This window comes from Streptomyces sp. NPDC001663 (assembly GCF_042893105.1).
Taxonomy (GTDB): domain Bacteria; phylum Actinomycetota; class Actinomycetes; order Streptomycetales; family Streptomycetaceae; genus Streptomyces.
Genome location: NZ_JBIAUR010000008.1, coordinates 146189 through 167533, shown reverse-complemented (window position 1 = coordinate 167533; position 21345 = coordinate 146189). Strand labels below are relative to the sequence as shown.

Below are 21345 nucleotides of genomic sequence, written 5' to 3'. Positions count from 1 at the left end.
GAACTCGTAAAAGTTCGCCCGCTCTTCTCCCCGCGGTTGGTTACGGGGCCGGTTGCGCGGTTGGTTACTGACCTTCGGTTCAGGCCTTGAGCGCGGCGCCGACCACCTTGTTGAAGTCGGCCACCGTCAGGAGCGGGGTCCCGCCGTTGAGCTGCTTGCCGTCCATGACGAAGCCCGGGGTGCCGGTCACGCCGTCCTTGTTGTCGTCGAAGGTCTTCGACATGGCCATCGCCCAGGCGTCGTAGGTGCCCTTCTTGACCGCGGTCTGGAACTTCGTGTTGTCCTTCAGCGCGGGGACGGTCTGGGCGACCTTGATGAGGTAGCTGTCGTCCTTGAACTTGTCCTGCGTCTCGTCCGGGTGCCACTTCGTCGAGTACAGCGCGGTCTTGTAGTCGAGGAAGGCCTGGTCGCTGACGTTGAGGGCGGCGCCCAGGGCGCTCAGCGCGTTCTTGGAGCCCTCGCCGTTGTCCTTGTTGTCGATGAACGTGGCGCCGACGTACTGGAACTTGTACTTGCCGGCGTCGAGGTCCTTCTTGAAGGTCGAGCCGACGGTCTGCTCGAACTGGGCGCACACGGGGCAGCGCGGGTCCTCGTAGATCTTGAGGGTCTTCTTGGCGCTCGCCTTGCCGATGACGACCGTCGTGCCGTCCTTGCCCGTGGTGTTGGCCGGCGCGACGACCTTGTCGTCCTTCACGGCCTCCCAGTGGGTGGGCTTGTTGGCCTGGACGACGGCGTAGCCTATGCCGCCCGCCGCCGCGAGGACGGCGACGACCGAAGCGGCGACGATGATCTGCCGCTTGGCCTTGGCCCGCTTTGCCTGGCGCTCGCGCTCGGCCCGCAGCCGCTCCCGGGCCGCCGTCTTCGACGCCTGGCTGTTCCGCTTGCTCATCTCGATGATCTCCATATGGGACGCGCACATGCTGTACGCGGGATACGTGTGGGGGATTGCTTGTGCTCAGTGCTGATCAGACGGAAGCGACCGAGCACGGCGGTCCACGCCGTCCCAGGGAGTGCACGAGGATCCGGTCGCGGACGACCGCGGAACGCAGGCCGGGGCGCCGTACGCGCCGTACCGCCGAGGCGGGCCGGACGGTCACCGCGGCGACCGCCAGCTGCAGAGGTCGGACCGCTGTCCAAGCCGTCGCGGCGACCGCGCGCAGCAGCTGGGTCAGCGCCCGCTCGCCGCGACGCAGCCAGGCGGCCGCGAGGAGGCCGACGCCGATGTGCGCGCCGAGCAGCAGCCAGGCGGTGGCCGGGTCGGCGTGGGCGAGCAGCGCCGTCACGCGGTCGGTGCCGGTGCCGGTCACCCGGGCCAGTGGGGTGCTCACTTGCGTGTTGCTGCCGCAGAGCAGGTCCCAGCCGACGGAGCGCAGGGGGCCGGCGACGGGGCCGCCCGCGCGGCCGTAGCAGACGTGCTGGCCGGTGGTGAAGACCGTGTCGGCGGCCAGCTCCAGCGGGATCAGCAGGGCGGCGATCCGGGCGAAGCCGCGCTCGCGGCCGGCCAGGGCGTAGGCGACCACGAACACGGTGGCGGCGACCGCGGCCACCGTGTTCAACGGCAGCGGGACCCGCGACAGCAGCACGTGCGACGCGGTGCTGAGCGTCACGACCAAGGCCGTGAACAGCGCCGCGCGAAGCGCTCTGATGCGGGTCCCGGATATGTCCATAGCGTGGAGAGTCTGTCACGTGGCCCGGTAAGGGACCCCTAAAAGCTGCCTGTGAGATTACGGACTGTTAGAGACCCGGAATCCGGCCGTTGCGGAACAGGTCCACGAAGATCTGGTGGTCGGCACGCGCGCGTGCGCCGTAGCTGTGCGCGAAGTCCACGAGCAGGCCCGCGAAGCCGTCCTCGTCGGCCGCGATCGCCGCGTCGATGGCCCGCTCGGTGGAGAAGGGCACGAGGGACTCGCCGGACTGGTCGTCCGCCGCCGCGTGCATGGTGGCCGTGGCCCGGCCCAGGTCGGCGACGACGGCCGCGATCTCCTCCGGATCGTCGATGTCGCCCCAGTCCAGGTCGACCGCGTACGGCGAGACCTCGGCGACCAGCTGGCCCGCGCCGTCCAACTCGGTCCAGCCCAGCCACGGGTCCGCGTGCGCCTGCAGGGCGCGCTGCGAGATCACCGTGCGGTGGCCCTCGTGCTGGAAGTAGTCGCGGATCGCCGGGTCGGTGATGTGCCGGGAGACGGCCGGGGTCTGGGCCTGCTTGATGTAGATCACCACATCGTTCTCCAGGGCGTCGCTGTGGCCCTCGAGAAGGATGTTGTACGACGGCAGCCCGGCCGAGCCGATGCCGATGCCGCGGCGGCCGACCACGTCCTTCACGCGGTACGAGTCCGGGCGGGCCAGCGAGGCGTCCGGCAGCGTCTCCAGATAGCCGTCGAAGGCCGCGAGGACCTTGTAGCGGGTGGCCGCGTCCAGCTCGATCGAGCCGCCGCCGGGGGCGAAGCGGCGCTCGAAGTCGCGGATCTCGGTCATCGAGTCGAGCAGCCCGAAGCGGGTCAGCGAGCGGGCGTCGCGCAGCGCGTCAAGGAGCGGGCCCTGCGCGGTGTCCAGGGTGAAGGGCGGCACCTCGTCGCTCTTGGCGCCGGTCGCCAGGGCGTGGATGCGCTCGCGGTACGCGCCCGCGTACACCTCCACCAGCTCCGTGATCTGGTCGTCGCCGAGCGCCTTCGCGTAGCCGATCAGCGCGACGGAGGCGGAGAAGCGCTTGAGGTCCCAGGTGAAGGGGCCGACGTAGGCCTCGTCGAAGTCGTTGACGTTGAAGATCAGGCGGCCGTTCGCGTCCATGTACGTGCCGAAGTTCTCCGCGTGCAGGTCGCCGTGGATCCACACGCGCGAGGTGCGCTCGTCCAGGTACGGGCCGCCTCGCTTTTCCGCGTCCAGGTCGTGGTAGAAGAGGCACGCCGTACCCCGGTAGAACGCGAAGGCCGAGGCCGCCATCTTGCGGAACTTCACCCGGAACGCGGCCGGGTCGGCGGCCAGGAGCTCGCCGAAGGCGGTCTCGAAGACGGTGAGGATCTCCTCGCCGCGCTGCTCGCCGTTGAGCTGGGGGACCGACATCGCTGGGTGCCTCCTGGTGCATGACATGTGCGACAGGGTTTCTGTCGTCTTCAACGGGCGAAGGTACGCGGAAGTGCCCGTGACCCTCGCAGCAAGGTACGCGGGTAACCCCCGCGAGTGTCAGTGCCGAGGCATAGACTTCGACGCTGTCCCCCAGACTGTCCGCCAGCCTGTCGCCGAGCGTTTTCCTTGGAGGCCACGCCGTGTCAAAGCCGCCGTTCACGCACCTGCACGTCCACACCCAGTACTCGCTGCTGGACGGTGCCGCGCGGCTGAAGGACATGTTCAACGCGTGCAATGAGATGGGCATGACCCACATCGCCATGTCCGATCACGGCAACCTCCACGGCGCGTACGACTTCTTCCATTCCGCGACGAAGGCCGGCGTCACCCCGATCATCGGGATCGAGGCGTATGTCGCCCCCGAGTCGCGGCGCAACAAGCGCAAGATCCAGTGGGGCCAGCCGCACCAGAAGCGCGACGACGTCTCCGGTTCCGGTGGTTACACCCACAAGACGATCTGGGCGGCGAACGCGACAGGTCTGCACAACCTCTTCCGGCTCTCCTCGGACGCGTACGCCGAGGGCTGGCTGCAGAAGTGGCCCCGTATGGACAAGGAGACCATCTCCCAGTGGTCCGAGGGGCTCATCGCCTCCACCGGCTGCCCCTCGGGCGAGCTGCAGACCAGGCTGCGCCTCGGCCAGTTCGACGAGGCACTGAAGTCGGCCGCCGAGTACCAGGACATCTTCGGCAAGGACCGGTACTTCCTGGAGCTGATGGACCACGGCATCGACATCGAGCACCGGGTCCGCGACGGCCTGCTGGAGATCGGCAAGAAGCTCGGCATCCCGCCCCTGGTCACCAACGACTCGCACTACACGTACGCGCACGAGGCGACCGCCCACGACGCCCTGCTGTGCATCCAGACCGGCAAGAACCTCTCCGACCCGGACCGCTTCAAGTTCGACGGCACCGGCTACTACCTGAAGTCCACGGACGAGATGTACGCCATCGACTCCTCGGACGCCTGGCAGGAGGGCTGCCGCAACACCCTTCTGGTGGCCGAACAGATCGACACCAGCGGCATGTTCGAGGCGAAGAACCTCATGCCGAAGTTCGACATCCCCGACGGCTACACCGAGGTCACCTGGTTCCGGGAGGAGGTCCGCCGCGGCATGGAGCGCCGCTTCCCCGGCGGCATCCCCGAGGACCGCCAGAAGCAGGTCGAGTACGAGATGGACGTCATCATCCAGATGGGGTTCCCGGGCTACTTCCTCGTGGTCGCCGACTTCATCATGTGGGCCAAGAACAACGGCATCGCGGTCGGCCCCGGCCGAGGCTCCGCGGCCGGCTCGATCGTCGCGTACGCCATGGGCATCACCGACCTCGACCCGATCCCGCACGGCCTGATCTTCGAGCGGTTCCTCAACCCCGAGCGCGTCTCCATGCCCGACGTCGACATCGACTTCGACGAGCGTAGGCGCGTCGAGGTGATCAGGTATGTGACGGAGAAATACGGCGCCGACAAGGTCGCCATGATCGGCACGTACGGCAAGATCAAGGCCAAGAACGCCATCAAGGACTCCGCGCGCGTGCTGGGTTACCCGTACGCGATGGGCGACCGCCTCACCAAGGCCATGCCCGCCGATGTCCTCGGCAAGGGCATCGACCTCGACGGCATCACCAACCCCTCCCACCCGCGCTACAACGAGGCGGGCGAGATCCGGGGGATGTACGAGAACGAGCCGGACGTGAAGAAGGTCATCGACACCGCCAAGGGCGTCGAGGGCCTGGTCCGGCAGATGGGCGTGCACGCCGCCGGCGTGATCATGTCCAGCGAGCCCATCGTCGACCACGCTCCCATCTGGGTGCGGCACACCGACGGCGTGACCATCACGCAGTGGGACTACCCGCAGTGCGAGTCGCTCGGCCTGCTGAAGATGGACTTCCTCGGCCTGCGCAACCTGACGATCATGGACGACGCCGTCAAGATGGTGAAGTCCAACAAGGGCATCGAGCTCGACCTGCTGGCCCTGCCGCTCGACGATCCGAAGACCTTCGAGCTCCTCCAGCGCGGCGACACCCTGGGCGTCTTCCAGTTCGACGGCGGCCCCATGCGCTCCCTGCTGCGCCTGATGAAGCCCGACAACTTCGAAGACATCTCCGCCGTGTCGGCGCTCTACCGTCCGGGCCCGATGGGCATGGACTCGCACACGAACTACGCGCTGCGCAAGAACAAGCTCCAGGAGATCACCCCGATCCACCCGGAGCTGGCGGAGCCGCTCGAAGAGGTCCTGGCGGTCACCTACGGCCTGATCGTCTACCAGGAGCAGGTGCAGAAGGCCGCCCAGATCATCGCCGGGTACTCGCTCGGCGAGGCCGACATCCTGCGCCGCGTGATGGGCAAGAAGAAGCCCGACGAACTGGCCAAGAACTTCGTCCTCTTCCAGAAGGGCGCCCGGGACAAGGGCTACAGCGACGAGGCCATCCAGGCCCTGTGGGACGTGCTGGTCCCCTTCGCCGGCTACGCCTTCAACAAGGCGCACTCCGCCGCGTACGGCCTGGTCTCGTACTGGACCGCCTACCTGAAGGCGAACCACCCCGCCGAGTACATGGCCGGGCTGCTCACCTCGGTCAAGGACGACAAGGACAAGTCGGCCGTCTACCTCAACGAGTGCCGCCGCATGGGCATCAAGGTGCTCCCGCCGAACGTCAACGAGTCGGTGCACAACTTCGCCGCGCAGGGCGACGACGTGATCCTCTTCGGCCTCGAGGCCGTGCGCAACGTCGGTACGAACGTGGTCGAGTCGATCATCAAGTCCCGCAAGGCCAAGGGGAAGTACGCCTCCTTCCCCGACTACCTCGACAAGGTCGAGGCGGTCGCCTGCAACAAGCGCACCACGGAGTCGCTGATCAAGGCGGGCGCGTTCGACACCCTGGGGCACACCCGCAAGGGCCTCACCGCCCAGTTCGAGCCGATGATCGACAACGTGGTCGCGGTCAAGCGCAAGGAGGCCGAGGGCCAGTTCGACCTCTTCGGCGGGATGGGCGAGGAGGAGAGCAGCGAGCCCGGCTTCGGACTCGACGTCGAGTTCACCACCGAGGAGTGGGAGAAGTCGTATCTGCTCGCCCAGGAGCGGGAGATGCTCGGCCTGTACGTTTCCGACCACCCGCTCTTCGGTCTGGAGCACGTGCTGTCCGACAAGGCCGACGCGGGCATCGCCCAGCTCACCGGAGGTGAGCACGCGGACGGCGCGGTCGTCACCATCGGCGGCATCATCTCGGGCCTGCAGCGCAAGATGACCAAGCAGGGCAACGCCTGGGCGATCGCCACCGTCGAGGACCTCGCCGGCTCCATCGAGTGCATGTTCTTCCCGGCGACGTACCAGCTGGTGTCGACCCAACTCGTCGAGGACGCCGTGGTGTTCGTCAAGGGCCGCCTCGACAAGCGCGAGGACGTGCCGCGCCTGGTCGCGATGGAGCTCCAGGTCCCCGACCTGTCGAACGCGGGCACCAACGCGCCCGTGATCCTCACCATCCCGGCCACCCGGGTCACCCCGCCGATGGTCAGCCGCCTCGGCGAGATCCTCAGCCACCACAAGGGCGACAGCGAGGTGCGGATCAAGCTCCAGGGCCCGACCAGGACCACGGTGCTGCGCCTCGACCGGCATCGGGTGAAGCCGGATCCGGCGCTGTTCGGTGACCTGAAGGTGCTGCTCGGACCGTCCTGCCTGGCCGGCTGAGCGACATGCATGCGCGAGGGGCGCACCCGGTGCCGGGTGCGCCCCTGACGTGTGCCTGGGTCTCAACAACCCGATATGCAGATGTCAGTTGTGGCCGAAGCGCTTCTGCTTGCCCTTGCGCGCCATGTCACCAGGAGTCACCTGGGACGCGCGCTGCTCGGTCTGCGACTCGATCGAGGAGTGCTGGGCCGCCTGCTGAGCGCGCTCGGGCTGCGGCTGCTGCTTTCGCTCACGGTTCTTGTTCTTGGCCATGGTTCTGCCTCCTGTGGGGGATCTAGGGGCCAGGGCCGGGACCAGATTCACATAGGCTGACAAGGAATGCATTTCGGATAATTACCGTCTGTTACAGGGCTTGTCGGTGCGCGAGGCCGGCGGCCGGGGCCCGAAACGCCACGCCGAAGATCGAGTTCGGGCCGTTAACCCCCGCGCAGTCGGGCAGACTCGAAGGAAGCCCGAAGCAAACCTCCCGGAAAGAGGGTGGATCCCGTGGACCGCTGCATCGTCCTGGTGGACGCCGGGTATCTGCTGGGGGCCGCCGCCAGTCTCCTCGCCGGGGAGCCCTCCCGCTCCCGCATCACCGTCGACCACACCGCCCTCATCCAGGGCCTGCGCGAACGCGCCGAGTCCGACACCGAGCGGCCGCTGCTGCGCATCTACTGGTTCGACGGCGCCCCCGACCGCGTCCCGCAGCCCGAGCACCGCAGGTTGCGCGTGATGCCCCGGGTCACCGTCCGGCTCGGTGCCCTGACCCGCAGCGACGGACGCTGGGCCCAGAAGGGCGTCGACGCCGCCATGCACGCCGAGCTCACCGAGCTGGCCCGCAACCGCGCCTGCTCCGACGTCGTCCTGGTCACCGGCGACGGCGATCTGCTGCCGGGCATGATGGCCGCCAAGGAGCACGGCGTCGCCGTACACCTGTGGGCCGTGCAGGCCGCCGACGGGGACTACAACCAGTCCGAGGACCTGGTCGCCGAGGCGGACGAGCGGCGCGTTCTCGACCGGACGTGGATCACCAAGGCCGTACGGGCCAAGGAACTCGGCGGGGTGTGTGCGCCGCCTCCCGTGCCCCGGCCCGAGATCGCCGCGATCCTCTCCGCGCCGCTGCCGGACTCCGCGCTTGCCCCCGCGCCCGAGCGGACCGCCGAGGAGGGCGAGCACGCGCCCGCTGCCTCGGAGAACGGCACGCAGGAGCGGGTCCCCGCGCCCAAGGGCGTACCCACGCCCAAGGACCTGGCCGCCCTGCGCGCCCCCGGCGTGCACCCGGCTCCGCAACCCGCCAACGCGACGCTGCGCTGGTCCTCCGACAAGGGCTGGGTCGACCGGCCCGCCGCCGAGCCGCCCGACGTCGCCTCGATGCCGACGCTGGCGCAGCTGACCACCGCGGAGCAGCGGTGGGCCGACCGGGAGGAGGACATCACCACGGTCGGCGGCGATCCGTACGAGGTGGGGCAGGTGTTCGCGCGGCGGTGGATGGAGCGGCTGGGCGACCCGAGCCATCTGCAGAAGCTGTCCGGGATGTACCCGCGGGTCCCGCACCGCATCGACGGGGAGCTGCTGCGCTACGCCGCCCGGTTCGGCCTGCTCGCGCACAAGGACGACCAGATCGACGAGCACGACCGGTACGCCATCCGGGCCGGGTTCTGGCGGGAGATCGACGTGCGGACGGCCGCGGAGCACGCCCCCGCGGGTGAGTAGTTCTTTACCGGCGGATTTGCCGTTATGGACCCACCCGAGACCGGGCGGGGCCCGTGGACCCCGTACCCTCGTCCTTTGTGAGTACGCGCGCGGCACAGGCACTTCGGCACGGCGGGGACGTCGTGTGCGCGGTGCGCGGACTGACCAAGACCTATCCGGCCGTACGAGGACGCCGGGGCACCCCGGGGACTCCCGCGGTACGGGCCACCGACGACGTACGGCTGGACATCCGGCGCGGTGAGATCTTCGGGCTCCTCGGGCCGAACGGCGCCGGAAAAACCACTCTCGTACGGCAGCTGACCGGGCTGATGCGGCCCGACGCAGGCCGCGTGGAGATCCTCGGGCACGACATCGTGCGGCACCCGGAGCGGGCCGCGCGGATCCTCGCCTACCTCGGGCAGGAGTCGACCGCGCTGGACGAGCTGACCGTGGCCCTGGCCGCCGAGACGACCGGGCGGCTGCGCGGCCTCGAGGCCCGCCAGGCACGGGACGAGCGGGACGCCGTACTCGAGGAGCTCGGGCTCACGGCGATCGCCGGGCGGCCGCTGAAGAAGCTGTCCGGCGGGCAGCGGCGGCTCGCGTGTGTCGCCGCCGCGCTGGTCGGGGAGCGGCCGCTGCTGGTGCTCGACGAGCCGACCACCGGGATGGATCCGGTGGCCCGACGGGCCGTGTGGGCGGCCGTGGACCGGCGGCGGGCCGAGCGCGGGGCGACCGTGCTGCTCGTCACCCACAACGTCATCGAGGCCGAGACGGTCCTCGACCGGGTCGCCGTGCTCGACCAGGGGCGGGTGATCGCCTGTGACACCCCGACCGGGCTCAAGGAGCAGGTCGCCGGAGAGGTACGGGTCGAGCTGGTGTGGCGCGAGGCCGCGCCGCTGCACGTCCCGGAGGTCGCCGCGCTCCAGGAGCGGGCCGTCGCGTCCGGGCGCCGCTGGACGCTCAGGCTCGCCCCCGAGGAGGCCCGCGCGGTCGTTGCCACCGTCACCGGCGGCAGCGCGTTCGCGGCGCTGGACGACTTCACGCTGGCCACGCCGAGCCTGGAGGACGTGTACCTGTCGCTGGGCGGCCATGGGCAGGGGCTGGTGAAGGCATGAGCACACGAGCCGCCGAATCCGTATGCGTCTGCGGAGCGGACCGGGTGACCGACCGGGTGACCGCTGGAGCGAAGAGGAGCAGCTCGAGGTGAGTGTCGTATCCGCCGATGTCCTGGCGGGCGGTGCGCGGGCCGCCGACGAGACCGCCCTGGGCGAGGCCGAGCTCGCGCCGCGGGCCAGGCTGTGGCCGTCCCTGTGCGCGGTGTACCGGGCGCAGCTGTCCCGGGCCCGGGTGGCGCGGATCCCGCTGCTGTTCGTGGCGACCTTCCAGTCGGTCGGCATCCTGATCATGATGCGCGGGGTCGTGGACGCCGGGAGCGACGCCGCCCGGTTCGTGGTCGCGGGTTCGTCCGTGCTGGTGGTGGCGTACGTCGGGCTGAACCTGCTCGCGCAGTACTTCGGCCAGCTGCGCGGCAGCGGCGGGCTCGACCACTACGCGACGCTGCCGGTGCCGCCGGCGGCCGTGGTGCTGGGGGCGGCCGGGGCGTACGCCTCGTTCACCGTGCCCGGGACCGTGGTGACCGCCGCGTTCGGGGGTGTGCTGTTCGGGCTGCCGCTGGGGAACCTGTGGGTGCTCGCCGCGGTGATCCCGCTCGCCGGGGCCTCGCTGGCCGGGCTCGGCGCCGCGCTCGGCCTGCTGGCGCCGCGGCCGGAACTGGCCACGCTGCTCGGGCAGTTGGGCATGTCCGCGGCGCTGCTGCTGGGGGTGCTGCCGGCCGACCGGATGCCGGAGGTGGTGCGGTTCGCGCGCGATCTGCTGCCGTCGACCTACGGGGTCGAGGCCTTCGCGCGGACCTTCGGGGAGCGTCCCGACTGGGCCTTCGTGGTCGGGGACCTCGCCGTGTGCGCCGGGGTCGGGGTCGTCTCGCTCGCCGTCGCCACCTGGGCCTATCGTCGGGCGGCCGTCCGGTGACGCGCCGCACAGGCGGGCCTGGCACGATGTCAGGGTGACCGCACCGTTGACTCCGCCTCCGCCGCCGCATGAACGATCTTCGCAGCCTGCCCAGGCTCCGAACAACGCGTGGCAGTTGCCCGCAGGCGCGTATGCGGGGCCCGCGCCCCATGACGCCGCCTGGGACGGCACGTACGGACAGGACGGGCCCGGAATGAAGACCGAAGTGCGGGAGGCCGCCGTGATCGCGGTGGCGGTGGCGCTCGGCGGGGTGCTGCTCGGGGTGCTGTGGTGGTGGCTGGCGCCGCATGTGCCGCTGGTCGGGGACGTGGTGGACGGCAGCTGGGTCGTCTACCTCGCCGACAGCGAGGGGGAGCAGGCGATCGGGGTGGACGGAACGTTCACCCTGCTCGCGCTGGCGTTCGGTGCGGTGAGTGCGCTGGCGGCCTTTCTCTGGCGCCGACGTGGCGGAGTGCCGTTGGTCGTGGCCCTGGGGGTCGGGGGACTGCTCGGGTCGCTGCTCGCCTGGAAGGTGGGGATCTGGCTCGGGCCCGCGCAGGACGTGATCGCCCATGCCAAGCAGGTGGGCAAGGGCGTCACCTTCTCGGCGCCGCTGAAGCTGGGGGCGAAGGGCGCGGTGCTGGCCTGGTCGCTGGCCGCGCTGGTCGTGCACCTCGGCCTGACCGCGCTGTTCGGCCCCAGGGACCCGGAGCCGTATCAGCAGAGCCCCGTCCAGACGGATCCGTACGGGGCTCCGCTGCCTTAGTGCCAGTCACGTAGGAGTCACGCCGGACGGTGGCCGTGGTTCGAGCGGCCCTTCTTGGTGCGCCACTTGCGTTTCCGCGTTTTCTTCGACATGTCCCTCGTTCTTAACCGAGCGAGGGAGGGTCGTCGAGGGGTCACGCACGCCCGATGGGAGCCATTACCGCTGCCGTGAGCCTGGCGAGGTCGTCGGGGGACAGCTCCACCTCAAGGCCCCGGCGGCCCGCCGAGATGCAGATCGTGGAGTGGGCCGCGGCCGAGGCGTCCAGGACCGTGCGGAGCTTCTTGCGCTGGCCCAGGGGGGAGATGCCGCCGCGGACGTAGCCCGTGGTGCGTTCCGCCAGGGACGGGTCCGCCATCGCCGCGCGCTTTCCGCCCACCGCCGAGGCCAGCGCCTTCAGGTCCAGGGAACCCGCCACCGGGACCACGGCCACCGTCAGGGCGCCGTCCACGTCCGCGACCAGGGTCTTGAAGACGCGGTCCGGCGACACACCCATCGCCTCCGCCGCCTCCTCGCCGTACGAGGGGTGGGAAGGGTCGTGGTCGTAGGAGTGGATCGTGTACGGCACTCCCGCCGACGTCAGGGCCACCGTCGCCGGCGTGCCGCCCTGCTGCTGGTTCTTGGACTTCTTCGCCATCCTCGGCCCGTTTCAGTTGAGGCTCGTCCGGCCGCGCGTCAGGTCCGACGCCGGCAGTGACGGCAGGCTACGGATGATCGCCGTCTCGGCGCGAAGGAGTTTCAGTTCGTCGCGCAGGCGGGACGCGGTGTCCGGGGCCTGGAGCAGGCGCTGTTTGGTGGGCGTGTCCAGCATCATCGCCGCCGCCACCAGGTAGGACACGACCGAGGGCTCGTCCGGGAGGTCGGCGCCCGTCGAGAGCGACCTCTCCCGCGCGCCCGCCAGGCGCTTCTGGTACTGGCGGAACGCGCGCAGTACGCCCTCGGCCAGCGCGCCCGCCTCGTCGCCCGGGTCCTCCGGGAGCTCTTCCAGCTCAGCCGTGAGATACGGGCCCGACGCGTCCACCGACACCAGGCGCACCCGGGTCGTTCCCGTCGCCAGGACCTCGAAGGTGCCGTCCGCGCGTTCCCGGATGGTCGCCGCGTCCGCCACGCAGCCCGTCGTGTGGAACGACTTCACCGGGTCGGGGCCGAAGCCGGCCGCGGGGCCGCGGTCGGGCAGCGCCGTGGGGTCGGGCATGCCGGGCGCGCTCGCCGCCACCTCGTGGCCGTCGCGGATCGCCACGACGGCGAAGCGGCGCGGCTCGTCCTCGGGAGTCTTCAGCAACTCGCGCATCATGGCGCGATAGCGCTCCTCGAAGACGTTCAGCGGAAGCACCAACCCCGGGAACAGCACCGAGTTCAGGGGGAAGAGCGGAAGACGGACGGTGGTCACGACGCAAAAGCCTAGTGGTCGCCGGGGCGGGCCCGTCCGGCACGCTCATTCTGTGGATACCGGGACGGGTCCGCGGGCGGCGCCGAGCGGGCGCGGACGTCGGCGCGCACCTTCAGGAAGAGGGCCAGCGGATCGTCCGACAAGCGGTCCCAGGGGAAGGACGTGGCGTACGGGCCGATCCGGTGGGCCTCGGTGAGGGCGTCCTGCCAGCGCTCCAGGCGTACGAGGACGTACATCAGCTTGTTGCGGACCTCGGCCGGCCACGGGTCGGCCGCCGGGAAGCGGACGGAGAGGGCGATCGCCCGGTCGGCGGCCGCGTCCAGCCGCTCCCGCGGCACCTCGACGCCGCGCCCGTCGGTCAGACAGGCGAAGGCCGCGCGCGACGGCAGCGCCTGGATGAGCGAGTCGGGCGGAGCGTCCTGCGCCGCCCGGTCGGCGAAGTCGAAGCACTCGCTGTGCGAGCCCTGCCAGGAGGCGGCCAGGTAACGCAGGGCCGCCGCATGACAGCCGTAGTGGTGCGGGGCGCGCCGTATGGCCGCCTCCCACAGCTCACCGAAGTACTTGTGGCCGGCGTTCGCACCGCGCGCGTGGTCCAGCGCGAGGCGCCAGGGCACCGGGTCGCGGTCGTCGCCGCGGGCGGCGGCCGTGATCAGCGGGCTCACCTCGCGCAGCAGCTCCGCGCGTGCGGGCGAGTCCCAGGCGCGGTCCACCGCGACCTGGGCGCCCACCAGCAGTGCGTCCGGGTCGTGCGGGGCGGCGGCCGACCAGCTCTGCAGCCACTCGGGGCGCGAGCGCGCGAAGGCCGCGAGGCGTCTGATGTACCGGTCGCGGTACTCCCACTCGGCACGCGCGCGCGTGCCGGCCAGCAGCTCGGCCGCGGGCCGGTGCTCACCGCGGGCGGCCGCGACCAGCGCGGGTCCGAGGCGGTCGTCGGGCGCGTCGAGCAGCACCTCGTTGTCGGTGGGGAGTCCGGCGACGGGGCGCGGAGCGGTCCGGGGGGTCCGGGCCGTGCGGCTGAAGGGGTGCAGCAGAGCCATGGTGTCGACCATTGAAAGGCTGCAGGTCAACCCGGCGCCAGGGCCCATCGGCAACTCGTGGAAAGTTGTACGCCGATTGGTCAAGTGCAGGCAAAGGGTGACTGCACTGTTCAACGCCTGTGCGGTGGTGTCTGCGAGGCCAGGTTCTCCCAGGACTTCAGTTGCGTCTCAGCAGCCTCGTGGCCCCCGCCGCGACCGTCGTCGCCAGGATCCAGCCCAGCAGGATCAGCGCCGCGGCCAGCCACTGCCAGCCGCCGCTCAGCCGCCAGACGCCGACCTGGCCCAGGTCGATGACCGGGAGCAGCAGGTCGAGGGCGAACAGGGCCGGGTTCCACGGCGGCTGCTGCCCGGGCTGTACCGGCGGATGGCTCGCGTGGGCGAAGGCCAGCGAGCCCGCCGCCCACAGCAGCGCCATCCATACGGCGGCCCGGCCCGGCCGGTAGCCGTAGGCCACCGTCCAGTCCTGCGCGTACCCCCAGAGCTTGGCGGCGATCGGCAGGCTCTCGCGGCGCCGGCGCTGCTTGGCGAGCAGCACCTCGCGCGCGTCCTCGTCCTCACCGCCGGCCCGCAGCACCGAGGCCAGTCGTTCGTACGGCTCCGGGTTGTACTCGGCGGTCGCGGCGGCCACCCAGTCCAGCCGCTCGGTCAGCGGGAAGGGGCCCTGCGGCACCAGGTTCTCGTAGGTGAAACCGCCCATGTGGAGGTTGCCCGGTGCCGGCCACGCGGTCGCCCGGTCGACCAGGTTGACCACCCGCGCGCCCGACAGCACGACCTTGCCGCGCTGCGGCCGCTCCCCGAGGAAGCGCAGCTCGGGCGTCTGCACGCGGCGCAGCGACAGCTCCTGGTCGTCGGTGAAGGCGAACCGGGCCCGCTCCAGGTCGACCGCGTCCCCGAACCGCCCGTCGTCCAGGCGCACCCCGCCCTCGCACTCGACCCGCTGGATGCGCGTCCCGCGCGCGGGGGTCGCGCCGCTCAGCATCGACGCGCCGACGCCCGCCGGGGTCAGGTACAGCGTGCGCCCGACGGTCAGCTGGGGGGCGTTCAGCGCGAGCCGGCCGTACGGGTTGGACAGGCGGGCGCCGCGCAGGCTCAGCGACACGCCGATCTTGGCGCTGCGCAGGCTCACTTCGCCGTGCGACTCCAGCAGCTCGGCCTGCAGGTCCTGGCCCACGGTCATGCCGTCGGCGGCGATGGAGCGGCCGCTGCGGTCGCGCTGGACGATGGCCTGGTTGAGCAGCAGATCCGTGCCGATGTGCGCGTCGGTCAGCCGTACGCCGCCCAGGAAACGGCAGCGCGGGAGGTGCAGATCGCCCTCCGTGTGGACCCGGGCCGCCTCCAGACGGGGCACCGAGCAGTCCACCAGACGCGCGGTGGTGAAGCGGGCCTCCGGCAGCAGGACGTCCCGCTCGAAACGGCAGCCGCGCATCTCCACGTACGGCACCACCGTGCCGCCGGCGAGGTCGAGGGTGCCGCTGATCTGCACGCCGCGCAGCTTCAGCGAGGACACCCGGCCCGCGAGCGCGGGCGGGCCGTCCAGCAGCAGCCAGCACACGATCCGCGCCCGCACGGTCCGGTCGGGTCCCCACGGATGTCCGCCGTGCGGATCGTCAACGACCGCGTCCCCGCTGCTCAGGTCGTACACGCTGCCGTTGCGGAAGGCCTGCCACATGCCGGCCTCGGCGGCGGTCAGATCGTCCGGCAGATCTCCGGCGTCTCCGGCACGCAGGCCGGCCCCCTCGGTCACTACTCCTCCAGTCCTGTGCTCGCACAACCGTTCATGCCCGCTGGGTAACACCCGAAGCACAGGACGTGAAGGCGATCTTCCGGGTTCCGCCGGGGTTCTGTATCAGCCATTGATACGCGCGGACGACGGCGAACCCGGGTCTGAGAGAATTGAGCCCGTGATCTCCCGAATCGATCTGCGCGGCGACGCCCTCCCCGAGGGCCCCGCCCTGCGCGACCTGCTGCCCCGAGCCGACTTCGACGTTCAGGCCGCCCTCGAGAAGGTGCGTCCGATCTGCGAAGCCGTGCATCATCGGGGCGACGCGGCGCTGATCGACTTCGCCGAGAAGTTCGACGGGGTCAGGCTCGACCGGGTGCGGGTGCCCGCCGAGGCGCTCGAAAAGGCGCTCGAAGAGCTCGACCCGGCCGTGCGGGCCGCCCTGGAGGAGTCCATCCGGCGCGCCCGGCTCGTCCACCGCGAGCAGCGGCGTACGACCCACACGACCCAGGTCGTGCCCGGCGGTTCGGTCACCGAGAAGTGGGTGCCGGTCGAGCGGGTCGGGCTGTACGCGCCCGGCGGGCGCTCGGTCTACCCGTCGTCCGTGGTCATGAACGTCGTCCCGGCCCAGGAGGCCGGCGTCGAGTCCATCGCCCTCGCCTCGCCCGCCCAGGCCGAGTTCGGCGGCCTCCCGCACCCGACGATCCTCGCCGCCTGCGCCCTGCTCGGCGTCGACGAGGTGTACGCGGCCGGTGGCGCCACCGCCGTGGCGATGTTCGCGTACGGCACCGAGTCCTGCCCGCCCGCCAACATGGTCACCGGCCCCGGCAACATCTGGGTCGCCGCCGCCAAGCGCTACTTCACCGGCAAGATCGGCATCGACGCCGAGGCCGGCCCGACCGAGATCGCGATCCTCGCCGACGACACGGCCGACCCGGTGCACGTCGCCTCCGACCTGATCAGCCAGGCCGAGCACGACCCGCTGGCCGCCGCCGTCCTGGTCACCGACTCCGTCGCGCTCGCGGACGCGGTCGAGAAGGAGCTGGAGCCGCAGGTCGCGGCCACCAAGCACATCGAGGACCGGATCGTCCCTGCCCTCAAGGGCCGGCAGTCCGCGATCGTCCTCGTCGACGGCGTCGACGAGGGGCTGCGGGTGGTCGACGCGTACGGCGCCGAGCACCTGGAGATCCAGACCGCGGACGCCGCCGCCGTGGCCGACCGCGTACGCAACGCGGGCGCGATCTTCATCGGCCCCTGGGCGCCGGTCTCGCTCGGCGACTACGCGGCCGGGTCCAACCACGTGCTCCCGACCGGCGGTTGCGCCTGCCACTCCTCGGGCCTGTCCGTCCAGTCCTTCCTGCGTGGCATCCACATCGTCGACTACACGAAGGACGCGCTGGCCGAGGTCGCGCATCACGTGGTCACGCTGGCGGAGGCGGAGGACCTGCCCGCGCACGGCGCGGCAGTGAAGGCCCGGTTCGGATGGAAGGTTCCCGAGAGCAAGTGACCGGCATCGACGATCTCCCCGTACGGGACGAGCTGCGCGGCAAGTCCCCTTACGGCGCGCCCCAGTTGGACGTCCCCGTACGGCTGAACACCAACGAGAACCCCTACCAGCTGCCCGAGCCGCTGGTCGAGCGCATCGCCGAGCGCGTCCGCGAGGCCGCCCGCGACCTCAACCGCTACCCGGACCGCGACGCCGTGGAGCTGCGCACGCAGCTCGCCAAGTACCTGACGGACACGTCCGGTTACGAGCTCGGCCTGGCCAACGTCTGGGCCGCCAACGGCTCCAATGAGGTCATCCAGCAGCTGCTGCAGACCTTCGCCGGACCCGGCCGTACGGCCATCGGCTTCGAGCCGTCGTACTCGATGCACGGCCTCATCGCACGAGGCACCGGCACGGGCTGGATCTCGGGTCCGCGCAGCGAGGACTTCTCGATCGACCTCCCCGCCGCCGAGCGGTGGATCGCCGAGAACAAGCCGGACGTCGTCTTCATCACGACCCCCAACAACCCCACGGGCAACGCGGTTCCGCGCGAGACGGTCCTTGCGCTGTACGAGGCCGCACAGGCCGCGAAGCCGTCGATGGTGATCGTCGACGAGGCGTACATCGAGTTCAGCCACGGCGACTCGCTGCTGCCCCTGCTCGAAGGCCGGCCGAATCTCGTCGTCTCCCGGACGATGTCGAAGGCCTTCGGCGCCGCGGGCCTGCGCCTCGGCTACCTCGCCGCGCACCCGGCCGTCGTCGACGCCGTCCAGCTCGTACGGCTGCCGTACCACCTGTCGGCCGTCACCCAGGCGACCGCACTGGCCGCGCTGGAGCACACCGACACGCTGCTGAAGTACGTCGAGCAGCTGAAGTCGGAGCGGGACCGGCTGGTGGGCGAGCTCAGGGCGGCCGGCTTCGAGGTCGTGGAGTCCGACGCCAACTTCGTGCAGTTCGGGCTGTTCGAGGGCGAGGGTGGCTCCCACACCGCCTGGCAGAAGATCCTCGACCGGGGTGTGCTGGTCCGGGACAACGGCATTCCGGGGTGGCTGCGGGTGTCCGCCGGAACCCCGCAGGAGAACGACGCGTTCCTCGACGCGGTACGTGAACTGAAGAAGGAGCAGAGCGCATGAGCCGCGTAGGACGTGTGGAGCGGGTCACCAAGGAGACGTCGGTGCTCGTCGAGATCGATCTCGACGGCAGCGGCAAGGTCGATGTGTCGACAGGCGTCGGCTTCTACGACCACATGCTCGACCAGCTCGGCCGGCACGGTCTGTTCGACCTGACCGTGAAGACCGAGGGCGACCTGCACATCGACTCCCACCACACCATCGAGGACACCGCCCTCGCGCTCGGCGCCGCGTTCAAGCAGGCGCTCGGCGACAAGGTGGGGATTTATCGATTCGGCAACTGCACGGTGCCGCTTGACGAGTCGCTCGCCCAGGTCACCGTCGACCTGTCCGGCCGCCCCTACCTCGTGCACACCGAGCCCGAGAACATGGCGCCGATGATCGGCGAGTACGACACGACGATGACCCGGCACATCCTGGAGTCCTTCGTCGCCCAGGCCCAGATCGCGCTGCACGTGCACGTGCCGTACGGGCGCAACGCGCACCACATCGTGGAGTGCCAGTTCAAGGCGCTGGCGCGGGCCCTGCGCTACGCCTCGGAGCGCGACCCGCGCGCGGCCGGCATCCTTCCGTCCACGAAGGGCGCGCTGTGAACGGCCTCTCCACGATCCTGATCGTCGTCGGCCTCTTCCTGGTCGGCGGCATCATCTCCTTCGTCAAGCAGGAGATGCCGAAGAGCCTCATCGTGCTGCTCTCCATAAGCGCCGCGATGTGTCTCGTCGCCGGTGTCCTGAGGCTGGAGGTGTGGAATTGAGCAGCCCCAAGAAGGTCGTGGTCTTCGACTACGGCTTCGGGAACGTACGGTCCGCCGAGCGCGCCCTCGCCCGCACGGGAGCCGACGTCGAGATCACCCGTGACTTCGACCGGGCCATGAACGCGGACGGCCTGCTGGTGCCGGGCGTCGGCGCCTTCGCCGCCTGTATGCAGGGCCTGAAGGAGGCGCGCGGCGACTGGATCGTCGACCGCCGGCTGTCCGGGGGCCGGCCGGTCATGGGCATCTGCGTCGGCATGCAGATCCTCTTCGCGCGCGGCATCGAGCACGGCGTGGAGACCGAGGGCCTCGCCGAGTGGCCCGGCTCCGTCGAGCCGCTGCAGGCCGAGATCGTGCCCCACATGGGCTGGAACACCGTCGAGGCACCGGCCGACTCCGAGCTGTTCGCCGGCCTGAAAGCGGACGCCCGCTTCTACTTCGTGCACTCCTACGCCGTCCACGACTGGACCCTGGAGACCGCGAACCCGGCGATGAAGGCCCCGCTGGTCACCTGGACGACGCACGGCAAGCCCTTCGTGGCCGCCGTCGAGAACGGCGCCCTGTGGGCCACCCAGTTCCACCCCGAGAAGTCCGGCGACGCCGGAGCGCAGCTGCTCACCAACTGGATCGGAACCCTGTAGACCATGGCCAAGCTCGAACTCCTCCCCGCCGTCGACGTCCGCGACGGCCAGGCCGTCCGCCTCGTGCACGGCGAGTCCGGCACGGAGACCTCGTACGGCTCCCCGCTGGAGGCCGCCCTTGCCTGGCAGCGGTCGGGCGCCGAGTGGCTGCACCTGGTCGACCTGGACGCCGCGTTCGGCACCGGCGACAACCGTGAGCTGATCGCCGAGGTCGCCAAGGCGATGGACATCAAGGTGGAGCTGTCCGGCGGTATTAGGGACGACGCTTCGCTGGCGGCCGCCCTGGCCACCGGCTGCACCCGGGTGAACCTCGGCACGGCCGCCCTGGAGAGCCCGGAGTGGGTCGCCAAGGTCATCGCCGAGCACGGCGACAAGATCGCGGTGGGTCTGGACGTACGCGGCACGACGCTGCGCGGCCGCGGCTGGACCCGCGACGGCGGCGACCTCTACGAGACGCTGGAGCGCCTCAACAAGGAGGGCTGCGCCCGCTACGTCGTCACCGACATCGCCAAGGACGGCACCCTGCAGGGCCCCAACCTGGAGCTGCTGCGCAACGTCTGCGCGGCGACGGACCGTCCGGTCGTGGCGTCCGGCGGCGTGTCGTCCCTCGACGACCTGCGCGCCATCGCCGAACTGGTACCCCTCGGTGTCGAGGGCTCCATCGTCGGGAAGGCCCTGTACGCGAAGGCGTTCACCCTGGAAGAGGCCTTGGAGGCGGTAGCCCAGTGAGCGACGTACGGCGTGTCAAGACCGGTGCGCCCTGGGAGGACGCCTTCGGCTACTCCCGTGCGGTGGAGTTGCCGAACGGCCTGGTGCTGGTCGCCGGCTGCACCTCGATAGTGGACGGCCAGATCGCCGGAGGCGGTCCGTACGAACAGACGATCAACGCCTTCAACGTCGCGTTCGCGGCGCTGGAGCAGCTGGGGCTCGGCCGTGACGACGTCGTGCGTACGCGCATGTACATCACCCATGCCCGGGACGTGGACGACGTCGGACGCGCTCACAAGGAGCTGTTCGACGCCGTCCGGCCCGCCGCATCCATGATCATCGTCTCCGGCTTCGTGGACCCCAGCCTGGTCGTCGAGGTCGAGGTGGAGGCGTTCCGAGGAGAAACCCCAGCATGACCCTTGCCGTACGAGTCATCCCCTGCCTGGACGTGGACAACGGCCGGGTCGTCAAGGGCGTCAACTTCCAGAACCTGCGCGACGCGGGCGACCCCGTCGAGATGGCCAAGGTGTACGACGCCGAGGGCGCCGACGAGCTGACGTTCCTGGACATCACCGCGTCCTCGGGCAACCGTGAGACGACGTACGACGTGGTGCGCCGCACCGCCGAGCAGGTCTTCATCCCGCTGACGGTCGGCGGCGGTGTCCGCACGGCCGAGGACGTGGACAAGCTCCTGCGGGCGGGCGCGGACAAGGTCGGTGTGAACACCGCCGCGATCGCCCGTCCGGACCTGATCCGCGAGATCGCCGAGCGGTTCGGCCGGCAGGTGCTGGTGCTGTCGGTCGATGCGCGGCGCACCGAGAGCGGGTCCTTCGAGGTCACCACCCACGGCGGCCGCAAGGGCACCGGTATCGACGCCGTCGAGTGGGCGCACCGGGCCGCGGAGCTGGGCGCGGGCGAGATCCTGCTCAACTCGATGGACGCGGACGGCACGAAGGACGGCTACGACCTGGAGATGATCGCGGCGGTCCGCAAGCACGTGACGGTCCCCGTGATCGCGTCGGGCGGCGCGGGCAAGCTGGCCGATTTCGCGCCGGCGATCGTGGCGGGGGCGGACGCGGTGCTGGCGGCTTCCGTCTTCCACTTCGGTGATCTGCGGATCGGTGAGGTCAAGGACGCGTTGCGAGAGGCGGGACATCCCGTGCGGTGACGCTCTGAAGCGTTGAGGTAAGCCCCGGCCACCAGGCGGCCGGGGCTTACTTGCAGGCAGATGCGAA

The 21345-nt window shown here is 70.6% G+C and carries 21 protein-coding genes; 13 read left to right on the top strand and 8 right to left on the bottom strand.

From position 1 onward, the window contains the following. Positions 1-79 precede the first annotated feature (79 nt). The 3 genes from ACFY1L_RS25940 to ACFY1L_RS25930 form a co-directional block, all read right to left on the bottom strand. Positions 80-889: a thioredoxin domain-containing protein gene (locus ACFY1L_RS25940; RefSeq protein WP_388828861.1), complete on the bottom strand. Its 810-nt coding sequence runs from the start codon at positions 887-889 to the stop codon at positions 80-82. 76 nt (positions 890-965) lie between these two features. Further along, on the bottom strand, positions 966-1667 hold the full coding sequence (locus ACFY1L_RS25935) for a hypothetical protein (protein WP_388828858.1): 702 nt from the start codon (positions 1665-1667) through the stop codon (positions 966-968). 67 nt (positions 1668-1734) lie between these two features. Next, positions 1735-3060, bottom strand: a complete 1326-nt coding sequence (locus ACFY1L_RS25930) for a DUF2252 domain-containing protein (RefSeq protein ID WP_388828855.1) — start codon at positions 3058-3060, stop codon at positions 1735-1737. Positions 3061-3263: 203 nt separating this feature from the next. Here ACFY1L_RS25930 and dnaE point away from each other — a divergent pair, with 203 nt between their 5' ends. Next, positions 3264-6803 carry a DNA polymerase III subunit alpha gene (gene dnaE, locus ACFY1L_RS25925; RefSeq protein WP_388828852.1) on the top strand — a complete coding sequence of 1180 codons (3540 nt, stop codon included), beginning with the start codon at positions 3264-3266 and terminating at the stop codon, positions 6801-6803. 84 nt (positions 6804-6887) lie between these two features. Here the strand turns inward: dnaE and ACFY1L_RS25920 are convergent, their stop codons facing one another. Then, positions 6888-7055: a hypothetical protein gene (locus tag ACFY1L_RS25920; RefSeq protein WP_388828849.1), complete on the bottom strand. Its 168-nt coding sequence runs from the start codon at positions 7053-7055 to the stop codon at positions 6888-6890. Positions 7056-7289: 234 nt separating this feature from the next. Between ACFY1L_RS25920 and ACFY1L_RS25915 the strand changes: the two genes are divergently transcribed. From ACFY1L_RS25915 to ACFY1L_RS25900, 4 genes are all read left to right on the top strand, one after another. After that, positions 7290-8498: an NYN domain-containing protein gene (locus ACFY1L_RS25915; protein ID WP_388828846.1), complete on the top strand. Its 1209-nt coding sequence runs from the start codon at positions 7290-7292 to the stop codon at positions 8496-8498. A 122-nt stretch (positions 8499-8620) separates the two neighbouring features. After that, positions 8621-9592 carry an ABC transporter ATP-binding protein gene (locus ACFY1L_RS25910; protein WP_388829849.1) on the top strand — a complete coding sequence of 324 codons (972 nt, stop codon included), beginning with the start codon at positions 8621-8623 and terminating at the stop codon, positions 9590-9592. 88 nt (positions 9593-9680) lie between these two features. Continuing rightward, the gene (locus ACFY1L_RS25905) at positions 9681-10505 is read left to right on the top strand and encodes an ABC transporter permease (protein WP_361256285.1); all 825 of its coding nucleotides are present in this window, start codon (positions 9681-9683) and stop codon (positions 10503-10505) included. Between the two features lie 34 nt (positions 10506-10539). Beyond that, positions 10540-11250, top strand: coding sequence for an AAA family ATPase (locus tag ACFY1L_RS25900; RefSeq protein ID WP_388828842.1), 711 nt, complete (start codon positions 10540-10542; stop codon positions 11248-11250). 133 nt (positions 11251-11383) lie between these two features. On the opposite strand, the gene ybaK is transcribed toward ACFY1L_RS25900, so the two are convergent. The 4 genes from ybaK to ACFY1L_RS25880 all read right to left on the bottom strand — a co-directional run bounded on the left by ybaK (position 11384) and on the right by ACFY1L_RS25880 (position 15418). Next, positions 11384-11884: a Cys-tRNA(Pro) deacylase gene (ybaK, locus tag ACFY1L_RS25895; RefSeq protein WP_388828839.1), complete on the bottom strand. Its 501-nt coding sequence runs from the start codon at positions 11882-11884 to the stop codon at positions 11384-11386. A gap of 12 nt (positions 11885-11896) precedes the next feature. After that, complete coding sequence (locus ACFY1L_RS25890) at positions 11897-12637, bottom strand: LON peptidase substrate-binding domain-containing protein (RefSeq protein WP_388828836.1); 741 nt, start codon at positions 12635-12637, stop codon at positions 11897-11899. A gap of 11 nt (positions 12638-12648) precedes the next feature. Beyond that, positions 12649-13686, bottom strand: coding sequence for a hypothetical protein (locus ACFY1L_RS25885; RefSeq protein ID WP_388828833.1), 1038 nt, complete (start codon positions 13684-13686; stop codon positions 12649-12651). A 145-nt stretch (positions 13687-13831) separates the two neighbouring features. Then, positions 13832-15418 (bottom strand): oxidoreductase, encoded by a 1587-nt coding sequence (locus tag ACFY1L_RS25880; protein ID WP_388828830.1) that lies wholly within the window; start codon positions 15416-15418, stop codon positions 13832-13834. A 157-nt stretch (positions 15419-15575) separates the two neighbouring features. On the opposite strand from ACFY1L_RS25880, the gene hisD reads away from it, so the two are divergent. From hisD to hisF, 8 genes are read left to right on the top strand one after another with little or no spacing between them, the layout of a single operon-like run. Continuing rightward, the gene (gene hisD, locus ACFY1L_RS25875; protein WP_388828827.1) at positions 15576-16901 is read left to right on the top strand and encodes a histidinol dehydrogenase; all 1326 of its coding nucleotides are present in this window, start codon (positions 15576-15578) and stop codon (positions 16899-16901) included. Further along, positions 16898-18013 (top strand): histidinol-phosphate transaminase, encoded by a 1116-nt coding sequence (locus tag ACFY1L_RS25870; RefSeq protein ID WP_388828824.1) that lies wholly within the window; start codon positions 16898-16900, stop codon positions 18011-18013. Before hisD ends, ACFY1L_RS25870 begins: the two co-directional genes overlap by 4 nt. Further along, positions 18010-18603, top strand: coding sequence for an imidazoleglycerol-phosphate dehydratase HisB (gene hisB / locus ACFY1L_RS25865; RefSeq protein ID WP_030932889.1), 594 nt, complete (start codon positions 18010-18012; stop codon positions 18601-18603). Before ACFY1L_RS25870 ends, hisB begins: the two co-directional genes overlap by 4 nt. After that, positions 18600-18764, top strand: coding sequence for a hypothetical protein (locus ACFY1L_RS25860; protein ID WP_388828821.1), 165 nt, complete (start codon positions 18600-18602; stop codon positions 18762-18764). Before hisB ends, ACFY1L_RS25860 begins: the two co-directional genes overlap by 4 nt. Continuing rightward, positions 18755-19402 carry an imidazole glycerol phosphate synthase subunit HisH gene (gene hisH / locus ACFY1L_RS25855; RefSeq protein WP_388828818.1) on the top strand — a complete coding sequence of 216 codons (648 nt, stop codon included), beginning with the start codon at positions 18755-18757 and terminating at the stop codon, positions 19400-19402. Before ACFY1L_RS25860 ends, hisH begins: the two co-directional genes overlap by 10 nt. A gap of 3 nt (positions 19403-19405) precedes the next feature. Continuing rightward, on the top strand, positions 19406-20131 hold the full coding sequence (gene priA / locus ACFY1L_RS25850; RefSeq protein ID WP_388828815.1) for a bifunctional 1-(5-phosphoribosyl)-5-((5-phosphoribosylamino)methylideneamino)imidazole-4-carboxamide isomerase/phosphoribosylanthranilate isomerase PriA: 726 nt from the start codon (positions 19406-19408) through the stop codon (positions 20129-20131). Continuing rightward, positions 20128-20526, top strand: coding sequence for a RidA family protein (locus ACFY1L_RS25845; protein WP_388828812.1), 399 nt, complete (start codon positions 20128-20130; stop codon positions 20524-20526). Before priA ends, ACFY1L_RS25845 begins: the two co-directional genes overlap by 4 nt. Next, complete coding sequence (hisF, locus tag ACFY1L_RS25840) at positions 20523-21278, top strand: imidazole glycerol phosphate synthase subunit HisF (protein WP_388828809.1); 756 nt, start codon at positions 20523-20525, stop codon at positions 21276-21278. Before ACFY1L_RS25845 ends, hisF begins: the two co-directional genes overlap by 4 nt. The last annotated feature ends 67 nt before the right edge of the window (positions 21279-21345 follow it).

Coding starts and splice junctions, on each gene's coding strand:
- ACFY1L_RS25935 (WP_388828858.1), bottom strand. CDS start 1,667: ATGGACATATCCGGGACCCGCATCAGAGCGCTTCGCGCGGCGCTGTTC.
- hisF (WP_388828809.1), top strand. CDS start 20,523: ATGACCCTTGCCGTACGAGTCATCCCCTGCCTGGACGTGGACAACGGC.
- hisB (WP_030932889.1), top strand. CDS start 18,010: ATGAGCCGCGTAGGACGTGTGGAGCGGGTCACCAAGGAGACGTCGGTG.
- ACFY1L_RS25930 (WP_388828855.1), bottom strand. CDS start 3,060: ATGTCGGTCCCCCAGCTCAACGGCGAGCAGCGCGGCGAGGAGATCCTC.
- ybaK (WP_388828839.1), bottom strand. CDS start 11,884: ATGGCGAAGAAGTCCAAGAACCAGCAGCAGGGCGGCACGCCGGCGACG.
- ACFY1L_RS25920 (WP_388828849.1), bottom strand. CDS start 7,055: ATGGCCAAGAACAAGAACCGTGAGCGAAAGCAGCAGCCGCAGCCCGAG.
- ACFY1L_RS25885 (WP_388828833.1), bottom strand. CDS start 13,686: ATGGTCGACACCATGGCTCTGCTGCACCCCTTCAGCCGCACGGCCCGG.
- ACFY1L_RS25940 (WP_388828861.1), bottom strand. CDS start 889: ATGAGCAAGCGGAACAGCCAGGCGTCGAAGACGGCGGCCCGGGAGCGG.
- priA (WP_388828815.1), top strand. CDS start 19,406: ATGGCCAAGCTCGAACTCCTCCCCGCCGTCGACGTCCGCGACGGCCAG.